Raw genomic sequence first — 12,810 nt, 5'->3', positions numbered from 1 at the left:
TTCCTCAGGCGGCACTCTCCGCCTGCCGTGCCTTTCCGGCAAGCACCGCCTGCTCGACCAGCGCAGCGACCTCGTCGGCAACCGCCTGGACCGGGGTACGGTCGCGGGTGGCACGGGCGATCACCATCAGGCCTTCGAGCGAGGATTCGACCAGCAACGCCAGAGCCTGCGCGCGCCGCTCCGGCACCCCTGCCCGCATGAAAGCCTGGCGCAGCAGCCCGATCCACTGCTCGAAGGCTGAGCGGCAGATTTCAACCAGGTCCGGAACGTCGTTCGGCGCGTCGAGCACCACCGGCGCCACCGGGCAGCCGAGCGAGAATTCGTTCTCCTCCAGCATGCGGGCGACCGACTGGTAGATGTGGTGGACTGCAACGGCGGGATCGCTTTCCTCCAACAGCGCCGCGCCCAGCCGCTCTGTCACATCGGCGACGCTGGCGCGCGTCACCTCGATGACAAGCTGGTCCTTGCCGCCAGGGAAATGAAAATAAAGCGAGCCGCGGGGTGCCGCGCTGGCGCTCAGAATGTCGTTCAGCGACGTGCCGTGATAGCCGCGCTGCCGGATGAGCAGCGCCGTCGCCTCAATCATGCGGGTGCGTGTATCCGTCGCCACGTCGACCTCTAGAATGTCAACCTCTGTCAGGAGTGCGCATTATAGGACTTGCCCCAAATATGACAATCGGTCTACATAATATGTAAATCGGTCTACATATTTCGGAGACAGCGATGCAGATTTACCGGCTCAAGGAATTCGGCGACATCGAGGGACTGGTCATGCGCAAGGAAGCGCTGCCCAAGCCGGGTGCAAACCAGATCCTGGTACGAGTGCGCGCCGCCTCGCTCAACCGCCGCGACACGATGATCCTCAACGGCACCTATCCTTTGGCACCCCGCGCGGGCATCGTGCCGCTGAGCGATGGTGCCGGCGAAGTCGTGGCCGCCGGCGACGGCGTCACTCGCTTTGCCGTCGGCGACCGCATCACCGGCAGCTATTTCGCGCGCTGGATCGACGGCCGCATCCATCCGGGCGTGATCGACCAGCTCGGCTGCACACTGGACGGCGTGCTGAGCGAATATGCGCTGCTTGACGAGCAATGGGCGGTGCGACTGCCGGACCATCTTTCCTGGCAGGAGGCTGCGACCTTCACCTGCGCCGGGCTGACGGCCTGGAGCGCGCTGACGCACGCCGAGATTCCGAAGCCGGGGCAATGGGTTCTCACCATTGGCTCAGGTGGTGTTGCGCTGTTTGCCTTGCAGTTCGCCAAGCTCATGGGCTGCCGTGTGGCCGCTGTCACCTCGCGGGCGGAGAAGACCGACAGGCTGCGGGCGCTCGGTGCCGACCTCGTCGTCGCGGCAGCCGAGACACCGGAATGGGGCATGAAGCTGCGCGAGGCGACCGGCGGCATCGACCTGGTCGTCGAAACCGGCGGCCCGGCGACTTTTGCGCATTCGCTGATCGCCAGCACGCTTCACGGGCGCATCGTGCTGCTCACCGTGCAGGACCGCGACGGCAAGTCGGTCGAGATTCCGGGCGCCGTCTATCAGCGCAGCCTGGTCACCATCGCTCGTCTCTTTGTCGGCAGCCGCAACGGGCTCGAGACGATGCTTGCCGCGGTCGCCACGCACCGGCTGAGACCGATCGTCGACAAGGTCTTCCCCTTCGCCGAGGCGCGCGAGGCTTACCGCCATTTCCAGCTGGGCGACGTCTTCGGCAAGGTCGTCATCGACGGCGCGTGATCGCCGCTTTTCCGCAAAACCAGATAGGAGATCAGCCATGACAATCCGCGAAGCCTCCGCCCAATGGCAAGGAACGCTCAAGGAAGGATCCGGCCGGCTGCGGCTGGGAAGCGGCGTTTTCGAAGGCGCCTATTCCTTCCCGTCGCGCTTCGAGAACGGCCCAGGCACCAATCCGGAAGAGCTGATTGCGGCCGCCCATGCCGGCTGCTTTTCGATGGCGCTCACCGCCATTCTCGGCGCCGAAGGCCACACGGCCGAGAGCATCCACACCATCGCCAAGGTGCATCTCGGCGCGACCACGGCCGGGCCGACGATCACCCGCATCGAGCTCGAAACTCAGGCGCGCATCGCCGGCATATCGGCCGAGGATTTCGAGCGGCTGGCGCAAAAGGCCAAGGCGGCCTGTCTCGTCTCGCGCGCGCTGGCGGGCGTCGCCACCATCACGCTCAAGGCGAGCCTCGCAGCTCAATGAAACGACAGGAGAAGATCAAATGACCCATGAACACATCATCGACATCGCCGCGGCCAAACGCTCCGCCGAGACGGCGGAAATCATGCGGCGCTACAACGACGTCTTCCAGCGCCACGACCCTTCGGCACTGAACGAACTGGTGGCGCAGGACTGCGTGATCGAGAACACCACGCCGGCGCCCGACGGCGCCCGCCGCACCGGCAAGGCGGCTTGCGTCGAATTGTGGTCGGCGATCGCTACCGGACCCGGTACCCGCTTCGACATCGAAGAGACGTTCGTCGCCGGCGACCGCGCCACGATCCGCTGGCGCTTCTGGATGGCCGACGGCAGGTCGCTGCGCGGCGTCAACTTGATGCGCGTCGCGGATCGGCAAATCGTCGAGGCGATGGGCTACGTGAAAGGCTAAGCGTCGACCACCGCAACCGCATCGACCTCGATCAGATATCCAGGCGACAGGCTGGCCACTCCCAACACCACGTTGGCCGGCTTGTGGTCCCCGAACAGAGCCACGCGGGCGGCATCGATGATCGGGTAATGGTCATCGAGCCGATAGTCGACGACGTAGATCATGATCTTCGCCACGTCGTTGGGACGGGCGCCTGCGGCGGCAATAGCCCGACCGAGATTGGCGAACACCTGGCGCGTTTGAGCCGTGAAATCACCTTCGCCGACAAGCTTGCCGTCTAGGTCTTCAGGTTCCTGGCCGGCGATAAATATCAGCCTGGTGCCCTTCGCCACGACAACTTGGCTGTATGTGTCAGGCTTCGGCAGATCCTGGGGATTGATGCATTCAAGCGTCATTGCGACCGCCTTTCTTACTCGGATTTCCGGCCTTCCTCGGATTTCTGGATCTCTCGAGCCTCATCAGCCCAAAGCTCCCCCGAGGCGACATGGGCTATGTAGAGGGCTGGCGCCAAAGGCTACCGATCGGCAAGCGCCAGCTTCGCGCCGAGCATGACGAACGCGGCGGCAAAGCTGCGGCGCATCCATGTCAGCACCTTCGGCCGCGACACGATATGGCTGCGCACCGATGCCGCGAAGACGCCGTAGATGGCGAAGACGACGAACGTCATCAGCATGAAGACGCCGGAGAGATCCAGCATCTTGGGCAGCGCGTGCGGCTCGGTGGTGCTGACGAATTGTGGCAGGAAGGCAAAGAAGAAGATCGACAGTTTCGGGTTCAGGATGTTGATCAGGATGCCCGAGGTGATCGTTCTGGCGGTCGAGCGCGGCGCGGCGTCCTCGTCGATGCTGAGGCCGCCTTTTTCCTTCAATGTGTTCCAGGCCATGTAGAGCAGATAGGCGACACCGAGATATTTCAGCGTCTCGAAGGCGACGGCGCTTGTGTGCAGCACTGCGGCCAGGCCGGTGATGGCGGCCGCCATATGTGGGATGATGCCAAGCGTGCAGGCGAAGGCCGCGATAATGGAGGCGCGCGCGCCGCGCGAGAGGCCGGCGCCAAGCGTGTAAATGACGCCGGTGCCGGGCGAAGCCACGATGATCAACGACGTCAACAGGAATTCAATGCTCATGGATTTCCTCCGCTGCCCTGCCCGGCGGGAAGGTACCGGGAGGCGTGCAACAGGGCAAGCGGGGCGCTTTTCCTCGCCCCGCGATGCGGGGGCAAGGAAACTAGCTGACCGCCAGCCCATGCGCCGCCCTCGCCATCAGGCAGTCGCCGCCGCCGGGCATGCAGGCCCGGCAGACGTCGGGGCGCAGCTCGTAGATACCGCAGGCCGTGTGCTTGCCCACCTCGCCGGTGAGCGCCGAGCATCGGCCGCCCTCGCAGCGCATGCCGGACTGGTCGGCCGCTACCAGCTCGGCCGGGATGCGGTCGAGCTGCTCATCCTCCTCGGTCGAAAAGCGCGGCCAGTCCGCCGAGTAGGAGCAGCAGGCGCCGCAGCTCTGACAGTCGAAGACGGCGACCGCGCCGCCATCCTCGTCGACAGACACAGAGGGCTGACCGAGCAGGCCGAGCGGCCCGGCTGTGCGACCGCCGTCCTGCGGCAAGGGCGCTACTTCTTCCTGGTCTTGCGCGGCGGCGCTTCGGCCGGCGACTTGAACAGATCGGTCGCAACCTCTGCGGGCGCATCCGGCTTTGCCGCCGGCTTGGCTGGCTTGGCCGCGGCGGGCGGAGCTGCCGGCTGGTCCTTGGCGGAGAATTTTATGGCCATGTCAGTCCTCGTCAGAAAAGCGCGATGATGGCGCATTCGGATTGCGCAAGCGGCCGATCAGCGCCGAGACCGCCGTGATGTTCATTTCCTCGGGCGACCAGTTCCTGGCGTCCTCGATGTGGTGCGGCGCCAGCTCACGATGCGTGCTGCCGCTGTAGGCGGCATCCTGATAGCTGGTGCGTTGATGGGTCCTGGCGTCTTCCCGCACATACTCAATCAGATAGTTCGGGGCTTCGGCGCGGCCGCGCACGCCAACGCGCACCTGGGCATCGCCATGCGCGCGCTTGCAGCGTTCGAGCCTTTCCAGCACTCGGCGAACATATTCGATCGGCTTGTCAAGGGTGTCGATCATATCGGCGATGGTCGCATCGGCGGCGATCGGCGTTGATGGCACGCGTTTGGCGGCCATCAGCGTGTGCCTGCCGGTTTCGGCAAAGCCTGCCCACATGATTCATTCGAGCTAGCGGTCAAAATCTTCTCCTGCCCGCAGGTTGATGCCGAAATGGCAGAGCGTCTTTCGGCCATGACCACGCACAAAGCAACATTGGCGTCGGATTAAATTGCGGACGTCCGCATCCCTGGCCTTGCAGCATCCTTATCACATCGTGGCGGACGTTGGGGCTATCCGCAAAAAGGGCAAAAAATTCGTCGGCTGCGGAACCAATGTCGTGGCGGGCCGTTTTCACTCAAGCCGTCAGCAATTCACGAGCAATCGAGAACGGTTGACGGCAAAAGCGCCTCCCGCGCCGTAACAAGCGCGAGAGGCGTTTTCTGTTGTTCACCGCTCCTGATCGGTCGGACGGATAAGTATCTCGTTGACATTGACCCTTGGCGGCTGGCTGACAGCATAGAAAATCGCGTTCGCAATGTCTTCCGCGGTCAGCGCTTCCATCGTGGCGAGACGGTGTTCGAGTCCGGCCTTGGATTGCACGTTGGTGATATGATCGCCGAGTTCCGTACGCACAAGGCCCGGCTCGACGACGGTGACGCGCACCTTGTCGGCATAGACCTCGCGGCGCAGCGATTCCGAAAAAGCCACCACCCCGAATTTTGTCGCCGCATAGCCGCTGGCGCCGGGATTTGCGACCCGGCCAGCGACCGAGGAGACGTTGACGATATGACCCTTTGAAGCCTTCAGGTGCGGCAGCGCCGCCTTGGTGGTCGCCATCAGACCGATAAGGTTGAGCTCGATCATCTGGCGCCAGTCGTCTAGATCGGCTTCGGCTGCAGGAGCAAGCAGCATCACACCGGCATTGTTGACGAGGATATCGAGCCGTCCCCATTCGGATACGACCTTGTCGACCATCGCGGTGATGTCGCCGGGCTTGGCGATGTCGGCTTCAATTGCGAGCGCGACGCCATCGGCCTGTTCGATGCGCGCAACCAATGCTTCGAGGCGATCGGCACGACGGGCGGCGACCACGACTTTCGCGCCGGCCGCGGCAAGGACTACGGCGGTGGCCTCGCCGATGCCGGACGAAGCGCCGGTGACGACCGCGACTTTGCCCGTGAGTGGTGAATTTGCGGTTGTCATGAGAAATCTCCAGGAGCCCGGCCCGCCCCTTCACATAGGCCGGGCCGCCGGGGCTTGAAGGCCCCCATCAGAGCAGTCGACGCAATTTGCCGAGCCGACCCGGGCTCAATCCTGTTCGTGCGGCCCGGGCTCCGGCCAGGGCTCCCTGGCGGCTTCCGCATACCAGTGCCGCATCGCGGGCGTCGCCAAGACCGCGTCGACATAGGCGCGGGTGACGGGCGCCAGTTCGCCGCCATAGGTGTCGAAGCGCGTCACCACCGGCGCATACATGGCATCGGCCGCGGTGAAATGGCCGAACAGGAACGGGCCGCCTTCGCCATATTGCTCGCGGCACTGGCGCCAGATCGCTTCGATCCTCGCCCGCTGCGCCTCGCCCTCGGCATCGAGCGGCTTATGGGATTTCGGCCGGCGCAGGTTCATCGGCCAGCCGTAGCGGACCTCGCGGAAGCCCGAATGCATTTCCGTCGCCACCGAGCGCGCCAGTTGACGGGCGCCGAGATCGGTCGGCCAGAGCCTTTTTTCCGGATAGAGATCGGCCAGATATTCAAGGATGGCAAGCGTTTCCCAGACGATCCTTCCATTGTGATTCAAGACCGGCACGAGGCCGGTCGGCGACACCTTGGCGAGGTTTGCCGCCGTCTCGGGCGTGCGCAGCCGCACGAAGCCTTCCTCAAAAGGGATATCCAGTTGCTTCATCGCCACCCATGGCCGCAGCGACCATGAGGAAAAGCACTTGTTGCCGATATAGAGGGTGAACTCCGCCACGACCGCCTCCTGATGATGTCAATTCGCTGCGGCCGTCATGATCGCCGCCGGCCTGACGCCGGCGCGGGCCTGGATCGCAGCGACCGCTGCCTTTATGTCGGGGTTGACCTCGATCGCCTTGCGGCCGGCCTGATCGATCGGCAGCCGCAGCCTGGTCGGGATCTCGTTGAGCTTCGTCTGCACCGCCGGATCGACATCGGCGACGGGAATGTAGGTGGGCGACGGGTGGCCGACTTCTGTGCTCAGCACGTTGATCGGCCCGACATCGTCGGCGACGCAGCCGGCCACGGCCATCAAAACTGCGACAAAGGCCACACGAAGACGCAAACTCGTTTCCCCCAGGACTGCCCTCTCCGCAGCCGCGGCAGACCCTAACCGGATTGCGTTATCCGATGCAACCGCACCGAGAGAGAGATCGCCGCGGCCTGGAACCCAAATGGATCCGGCACGTTGTCAGACCCGGATGCGGTTCTCGTGTCCAGTTTCCCTTCCAGACCCAGGAGATGCGCGCATGGTGAACAGGGATCAGGTCGCCCGGTATCGCCAAGCAGATGAAGGGCTCAGTCAAGCAAACGGCCGGCAAGGCCACCGGCAACAGGCGGATCCAGGCTGAGGGCGCCGCCGACAAGATCGCCGGCAAGATGCAGAAAGCTTATGGCGACGTGAAGGAGAAGGTTCGCAAAGCGTTCTGAGGCCGTCTTGTCTTGATGGCAGATAGGCAAGAGGCCGCCGCGAGGCGGCCTTTTCATGTCTGGAATTGCTTGGCGAAAGCGTTGGTGAATGCGATCTCGCCATGGTCGCCGGCCGCCTCGCCCAATACCACATCCATGTTGCCGGCAGTGACCCTGGCCAGCGCGAAGCCGCCCATATAGGCCGCCTTCGGCTTGATGATGTCGAGCCCGTCACGCTGGTAGATCATCGGCACTTCGTGCTGGTGGCCGTGGAAGACGGCAATCACATTGTAGCCCTTGATCGCGGCCAGCAGCGCCTGGCGGTCGGCCTCGCCCCACCAATGCGGGCGACCGGAGCCCACGTCATCATAGGTGCGTTTCAGCGGATCCCAGCGCTCCGTAGAGAAAGAGTCCCAGCCATAATGCTGGAACAGGATGACCGGCCGGCCGTCGCCGGCATAAGTGGCGAGGTCCTGCTTCAGCCAAGGCAGGCTGCTTGGCGCGCCATGGCCGGTATCGCCGGCGAAGCGGTGCATCTGGACGAGATGCAGGCCGCCCCAGTCCCAGGAATAGCAGTCGGTATCGACGTCGTATTCGGTAGCGGGCACCGGCGGCTTGAAGAACACGCCGGGACGATGGTTGACCTCGACATAATCGCGCAATTCGCGGCGATACCAATCGACGTGCGGCGGCGAGCCGTTCTGGTCGAGATCATGATTGCCGAGCCCGACATAGACCGGGATGTGGATCCGGTCCGGCCCGACACCTTCCTGATAGCGCTTGGAGAACTGCAGAAGCTGCGTGCCTTCGCTAGGCTCGGTGACCTGGCCGCCGCCATCGTCGGTGATGTCGCCGCCGGTGACGAGGCCGAGCGGCGTGCCGATGCGGGTGCCGGCCGAATGCAGGCCAGTGGCAACGCCGTCGATCTCGGCCGGCCACTTCTTGTCGGCAATCGCGTTCAAGGCCGCGACGTTGCGCAGAAGTGCTGCATCGGTCTTGCCTTCCTGCAGGCAGTTGGGACTGAGCCCGTTCGCCATGCGGCAGGCATGAATATCGGCGATGAAGAGGAAAGTGGCGTCGATCGGCTGGATGCGCCTGCCGGTCTGGCCGAAGGCGACGCGAGGCAGCCCGCCGGCAGCAGCGAGACCTCCGGCGATGAAGACGCGGCGCGAAACGGTTGCTGGCGAAGAGCGATTCATCGTGACCCGATTAAACAACCTCGGACCGCCTCCCTCTGTCCTGACAGCATTTATCGCAACAGCACCCTGCGGCGTCGTCTCGTTGCCAATCCGCCCGAAGACGGATGCACGCTTTCCAGCCCGCTCAAACACTCGCGCAACACCCCGGCATCCTGCGATGTCTTGGCCATCGACATGGCGCCGGAATAAGCAGCCACCGCAAGCGCGGCGAAGCGGTCGGGATCGGTCCCACCCTCCCCGCCGTCCTGCTGGTCGGCTCGGATCTTGTCGGCGATCGCCCTCCGCCAGCCGGCGAAAATCTTGGCAAGCGCCAGGCGAAACTCGTCGTCGGCCAGCGACAGTTCATGCGCCAGATTGTTGAGCGGGCAGCCGCGGACATAGCCCTGTCGCTCTAGCTCCGCAGCCACCGCCTCGAACACGGCCCGCACGCCTTCGCGGGCCGATGACGCCGCCAGCACCGGGTCGATCCAGGTCTCCTGGACCGCCGCCGCCACTCGTTCCTCGATCACTGCGAGCGCCAGCGCCTTCTTGGTCGGGAAATGGTGGTGCAGCGCGCCGCCGGTGACGCCGGCCGCCGCCATCAGATCGCCAAGGCTTGAGGCGTGATAGCCGCGCGCCTGGAAGGCGCCTTCCGCCACGTCGAGGACGCGCCGGCGCATGCCTTCCGGATCGTTGGTGCGCTTTTTGCCTATCGCCATCTCCGCCTTCTCCCCTTGTGGGAGAAGGTGTCGCCGAAGGCGACGGATGAGGGGTGATCCAGCTTGGCAATGACGGCGATCCGTCACCCACCCCTCATCCGTCTCGGCGCTGCGCGCCGATCCACCTTCTCCCACAGGGGGAGAAGGGAAGAAGATAGCAGATTGACAAAACAGGACAACCGGTCTGTTTATAAACAGGACGATCACCCTGTTTTGAGATTCTGGCCATGAACCGACCTTCCCGCCTTGCTTCGCCCGTCGTCGAGCTTCGGCAATACACGCTCAAGCCCGGACAGCGCGAAACGCTGATCGCGCTGTTCGAGCGGGAGCTCGTCGAAACGCAGGAAGCGACGGGCATGACCGTCATCGGCCAGTTCCGCGATCTCGATCGCCCCGACATGTTCGTCTGGCTGCGCGGTTTTGAGGACATGGAAACGAGAAAGGACGCGCTGAGCGCCTTCTATGGCGGCCCGGTCTGGGCAGCGCATCGCGATGCCGCCAATGCGACGATGATCGATTCCGACGACGTGTTGCTGCTCAAACCGGCTTGGCGGGGCGCGGGGCTCGACCTGTCAGGGTTGCAGCGGCCGACAGCCACCGAGGCCGAAACCATGAGCAATGGGAGCCGGTTGCTCGGCTTTGTTGAGATTTCGATTCACCATTTGCGGCCAGGTGCCGAGGCCGGCTTTGCCGAACGCTTCCAGGCTGAGGCGGTTCCGCTGCTTGCGGCAAACGGCGCCCGGCTTCTCGGCGCCTTCGTCAGCGAGCATTCCGAAAACACATTTCCTCGGCTGCCCGTGCGAGCCGGCGAAAATGTCTTCATCGCCATTACCGGTTTCGACGATGGCGATGCCCACGCGGACCATCAGGCCGCTCTCGCCGCTTCGCCGGAATGGCAAGTGGTTCGCGAAACCCTGCAAGCTGTTTCGACGAAGCCGACCGAGACGTTGCGCCTGACGCCCACGGCCCGGTCGCTGTTGCGATAGTCACGCTGCCGGAAACATGCCGGCTATTGCCTCGGCGACAAAGGCCGGATCTTCCCAATGCGGGTTGTGGCCGCAATCCTGTGCCCACACTAGGCGCGATCCGGCCAGCGCCCCTGCCATCGCCCGCTGATGCGCTTCGCCAAAAAGCGGATCGCGCCCGCCTGCGATGATCAGCGTCGGGGCCTGCACGGCGCGCGCCGCGGCGGTCAGATCGGTTCCACGGACTTCTTCGAGAATGGCGCGCCAGCGCGCTGCGGGAATCGCGGACGCGTCTTTCGCCAGGCCGGCGAGAAAAGCCCGCGGCACGCCCGGCCGGCAGGCATGCCACCAATCATAGAAGGGATCGACCGGCGAGATCGGATCGCGCAACGCGGCGACTTCATCGATCAGTTGGTGATCCTGTTCGAAACCGGGCATCAGCGCGCTTGCCAGGGTCACCAGCCCGCCGACCAGTTCCGGATGCCGTGCGGCCAGCGCGATAGACACCATGCCACCCAGCGAATGGCCGACGACGACCGGCCGATCGAGCCGCAGGCGCCGGATCAGCCCGGCAATGTCGTCGGCGAAATCGGCGACGCGGCAGCCCTCGCCCGCCTGCGAGCCGCCGTGGCCACGCAGGTCCGGCATGATAAGCCGGCGGCCGGGAAGATGCGGCGCCAGCAGCGAGAAGCTGCGGCTGGTGTCGGTGAAGCCGTGCACCAGGACAAGCGGCGGCTCCGAACCGGGGATCTCGACATAGGCAAGGTCGAGACCGCCGATATCGACGATCCGCTTGCGCCCGGCCCAAGACGCCTGCTCGACCTCCTGATCCGTCAGTTCCAAGGCTGACGGCTCACAGTCCGAGCTTTTCCTTGACCGCGGCAAGGCCGGGCTTGCCGTCAAAGGTGTTGACGCCGGCCAGCCACGCATCGAGCCGATCCTTGTGCAGGGTGATCGACTTCAGCGCCCCATCCTCCGGCTTCATGCCGTCATTGATGAGATAGCCCATACCGACATTTTCCATGTCGATGTCGAAGGCAAGGTTCTTCAGGAACTGCGCGACGTTGGGACATTCCTGCAGGAAACCCTTGCGCACCTGGGTGGTCACGGTGGCGGCGCCGAAATTCGGGCCGAAGAACTTGTCGCCGCCGGTCAGGTATTTGAAGTCGTACATCGTGTTCATCGGGTGCGGCGCCCAACCTTGGAAGACGATGAACTGCTTCTCCTTGATCTCGTAGCCGACCTCCGAGAGCATGCCGGCTTCGCTCGACTCCACCACTTGCCAGCCATCCAGACCATATTGCGGATCGGCAATGGCATCCATCATGAGCTGGTTGGATCCGGGCTCGATGCCGTACATCTTCTTGCCGAACTTGTCGGCGAATTTGTGCAGGTCCGACAGGTCCTTGACGCCGGCGTCCCAGACATAAGTCGGCACGGCGAAGGTGTATTTGGCGCCGACCAGGTTGACGCGCACATTCTCGATCGAACCGTCCTTCTTGTAGGGCTCGTAGTAGGTGACCATCGCAGGATCCCAGTAGCCGAGGAACAGGTCGAGGTCTTTGTTCTTCATCCCTTCATAGATGACGTTGATGCCAAGCACCTCGCTTTGCGGCTCGTAGCCGAGCGCCTGGAGCAGCACCTTGGCCACACCCGTGGTGAAGGCGAGATCGTTCCAGCCGGGTTCGGCCATGCGAACCGCTTTGCAGCCTTCGGCTTCGGCGGCGCCGGCCGCCTGGGAAGCCGCCATTAGCGCCGCGACCCAGACGCCTCTCGCAAGCATGCGCAACATTCCGGTTCTCCTCTTTCAATCCTTTTTGACCTTGTGGTCATTTTATTGTCCCATTGGTCAATCATTGATCTGGACGGGCGAAAATGTCAACGTGGATTCGCCATGCATGGATCGGTCCGGTGAAACTCACGCGTCTCAGCGACATTCGCCGCAAGGAACTGCGGCAGGCGGCCTTCGCGGTGCTGGAGCGCGAAGGCATCGCTGGCGCGACGCTGGAAAAGGTCGCGGCCCAGGCCGGCGCCTCGAAGGGCATCGTGCTGCATTATTTCCGCAACAAGCAGGAGCTTTTCGAGCACGCCATGCGCGAGGCGAACGCCGTGCTCTGTGACGCCGTCGTCGCCCGGCTTCAGCGGGCGCGAACGCCGATGGAACGGCTGGACGCCGTGATCGAGGGCAATTTCGAGGAGCATTTGTTCCTGCCGCCGCTTTGCCACGCATGGCTGTCGCTCTGCGCCGAGGTACCGCGCGACGAGAAGCTGGCGCGCATCCAGAAAGTCATCCACGCGCGCATGCGCTCGAACCTCTTGTCCGGCCTGCGTGGCCTCGCTGCGCCCGAACTGGCCGAAGAAATCGTGCTCGGCGTCACCGCTTTGATCGACGGACTGTGGCTCAGGCTTGGCCTGCAGCCGGGCAGCGTCACGCGCGAACAGGCCGTGCGCCAGGTCAAGGATTTCGTCGCGGGCCGGCTGGGCCTGCGCCAGCCCGCGCCGGTCGAGCTAGCCTCAGCCGGATAAGTTCATACCGACGATCGCTCCCGCGCTTGACCGTCCGCGTTGCTCAGCGCTGCACTCCCGCTCCAACGGCGG

18 protein-coding genes and 1 pseudogene are annotated in these 12,810 nt (G+C 64.2%); 6 read left to right on the top strand and 13 right to left on the bottom strand.

Features of this window, described 5'->3' with window-relative positions; all coding sequences use genetic code 11:
- Positions 1–4: 4 nt before the first annotated feature.
- The gene (locus LB552_RS23970; RefSeq protein ID WP_224610633.1) at positions 5–610 is read right to left on the bottom strand and encodes a TetR/AcrR family transcriptional regulator; all 606 of its coding nucleotides are present in this window, start codon (positions 608–610) and stop codon (positions 5–7) included.
- A 113-nt stretch (positions 611–723) separates the two neighbouring features.
- Between LB552_RS23970 and LB552_RS23965 the strand changes: the two genes are divergently transcribed.
- The 3 genes from LB552_RS23965 to LB552_RS23955 are packed head-to-tail and all read left to right on the top strand — an operon-like array spanning position 724 to position 2,612.
- Positions 724–1,734, top strand: coding sequence for a zinc-dependent alcohol dehydrogenase family protein (locus LB552_RS23965; RefSeq protein ID WP_224610631.1), 1,011 nt, complete (start codon positions 724–726; stop codon positions 1,732–1,734).
- A gap of 37 nt (positions 1,735–1,771) precedes the next feature.
- A complete protein-coding gene (locus tag LB552_RS23960) occupies positions 1,772–2,206 on the top strand; it encodes an OsmC family protein (protein WP_140840798.1) in 435 nt (144 codons plus the stop codon).
- Positions 2,207–2,225: 19 nt separating this feature from the next.
- Positions 2,226–2,612, top strand: coding sequence for a nuclear transport factor 2 family protein (locus LB552_RS23955; RefSeq protein ID WP_140840796.1), 387 nt, complete (start codon positions 2,226–2,228; stop codon positions 2,610–2,612).
- On the opposite strand, the gene LB552_RS23950 is transcribed toward LB552_RS23955, so the two are convergent.
- The 8 genes from LB552_RS23950 to LB552_RS23915 form a co-directional block, all read right to left on the bottom strand.
- Positions 2,609–3,007: a RidA family protein gene (locus LB552_RS23950; RefSeq protein WP_224610630.1), complete on the bottom strand. Its 399-nt coding sequence runs from the start codon at positions 3,005–3,007 to the stop codon at positions 2,609–2,611. The two genes, LB552_RS23955 and LB552_RS23950, sit on opposite strands and share 4 nt — an antisense overlap.
- Positions 3,008–3,126: 119 nt before the next feature.
- Entirely contained in the window at positions 3,127–3,738 is a 612-nt protein-coding gene (locus LB552_RS23945; protein ID WP_224610629.1) for a LysE family translocator, read from the bottom strand.
- Between the two features lie 100 nt (positions 3,739–3,838).
- Positions 3,839–4,177 carry a YkgJ family cysteine cluster protein gene (locus LB552_RS23940; RefSeq protein ID WP_140841072.1) on the bottom strand — a complete coding sequence of 113 codons (339 nt, stop codon included), beginning with the start codon at positions 4,175–4,177 and terminating at the stop codon, positions 3,839–3,841.
- A 44-nt stretch (positions 4,178–4,221) separates the two neighbouring features.
- Positions 4,222–4,380, bottom strand: coding sequence for a hypothetical protein (locus LB552_RS23935; protein ID WP_181174749.1), 159 nt, complete (start codon positions 4,378–4,380; stop codon positions 4,222–4,224).
- 1 nt (position 4,381) lies between these two features.
- Positions 4,382–4,789 (bottom strand): hypothetical protein, encoded by a 408-nt coding sequence (locus LB552_RS23930; protein WP_318012064.1) that lies wholly within the window; start codon positions 4,787–4,789, stop codon positions 4,382–4,384.
- A gap of 369 nt (positions 4,790–5,158) precedes the next feature.
- Positions 5,159–5,914 carry an SDR family NAD(P)-dependent oxidoreductase gene (locus LB552_RS23925; RefSeq protein WP_224610628.1) on the bottom strand — a complete coding sequence of 252 codons (756 nt, stop codon included), beginning with the start codon at positions 5,912–5,914 and terminating at the stop codon, positions 5,159–5,161.
- A gap of 105 nt (positions 5,915–6,019) precedes the next feature.
- Complete coding sequence (locus LB552_RS23920; RefSeq protein WP_224610627.1) at positions 6,020–6,679, bottom strand: glutathione S-transferase family protein; 660 nt, start codon at positions 6,677–6,679, stop codon at positions 6,020–6,022.
- An 18-nt stretch (positions 6,680–6,697) separates the two neighbouring features.
- The gene (locus LB552_RS23915; RefSeq protein WP_224610626.1) at positions 6,698–7,006 is read right to left on the bottom strand and encodes a hypothetical protein; all 309 of its coding nucleotides are present in this window, start codon (positions 7,004–7,006) and stop codon (positions 6,698–6,700) included.
- 184 nt (positions 7,007–7,190) lie between these two features.
- On the opposite strand from LB552_RS23915, the pseudogene LB552_RS23910 reads away from it, so the two are divergent.
- Positions 7,191–7,371 (top strand): annotated as a pseudogene (locus LB552_RS23910) (CsbD family protein).
- A gap of 53 nt (positions 7,372–7,424) precedes the next feature.
- On the opposite strand, the gene LB552_RS23905 reads toward LB552_RS23910, so the two are convergent.
- Positions 7,425–8,549: a metallophosphoesterase gene (locus LB552_RS23905; RefSeq protein ID WP_224610625.1), complete on the bottom strand. Its 1,125-nt coding sequence runs from the start codon at positions 8,547–8,549 to the stop codon at positions 7,425–7,427.
- A 50-nt stretch (positions 8,550–8,599) separates the two neighbouring features.
- Complete coding sequence (locus LB552_RS23900) at positions 8,600–9,247, bottom strand: TetR/AcrR family transcriptional regulator (RefSeq protein ID WP_224610624.1); 648 nt, start codon at positions 9,245–9,247, stop codon at positions 8,600–8,602.
- Positions 9,248–9,474: 227 nt separating this feature from the next.
- On the opposite strand from LB552_RS23900, the gene LB552_RS23895 reads away from it, so the two are divergent.
- On the top strand, positions 9,475–10,233 hold the full coding sequence (locus LB552_RS23895; RefSeq protein WP_224610623.1) for an NIPSNAP family protein: 759 nt from the start codon (positions 9,475–9,477) through the stop codon (positions 10,231–10,233).
- On the opposite strand, the gene LB552_RS23890 is transcribed toward LB552_RS23895, so the two are convergent.
- Positions 10,234–11,055 carry an alpha/beta fold hydrolase gene (locus tag LB552_RS23890; RefSeq protein ID WP_224610621.1) on the bottom strand — a complete coding sequence of 274 codons (822 nt, stop codon included), beginning with the start codon at positions 11,053–11,055 and terminating at the stop codon, positions 10,234–10,236.
- A 10-nt stretch (positions 11,056–11,065) separates the two neighbouring features.
- Positions 11,066–12,004 carry a choline ABC transporter substrate-binding protein gene (gene choX, locus LB552_RS23885; protein ID WP_224610619.1) on the bottom strand — a complete coding sequence of 313 codons (939 nt, stop codon included), beginning with the start codon at positions 12,002–12,004 and terminating at the stop codon, positions 11,066–11,068.
- A gap of 83 nt (positions 12,005–12,087) precedes the next feature.
- Between choX and betI the strand changes: the two genes are divergently transcribed.
- Positions 12,088–12,738, top strand: a complete 651-nt coding sequence (gene betI / locus LB552_RS23880; RefSeq protein ID WP_224610617.1) for a choline-responsive transcriptional repressor BetI — start codon at positions 12,088–12,090, stop codon at positions 12,736–12,738.
- Positions 12,739–12,810: the final 72 nt, after the last annotated feature.

Source organism: Mesorhizobium sp. CA7, from assembly GCF_020165015.1.
GTDB lineage: Bacteria > Pseudomonadota > Alphaproteobacteria > Rhizobiales > Rhizobiaceae > Mesorhizobium.
This window is presented reverse-complemented; position numbering and strand designations above follow the sequence as displayed.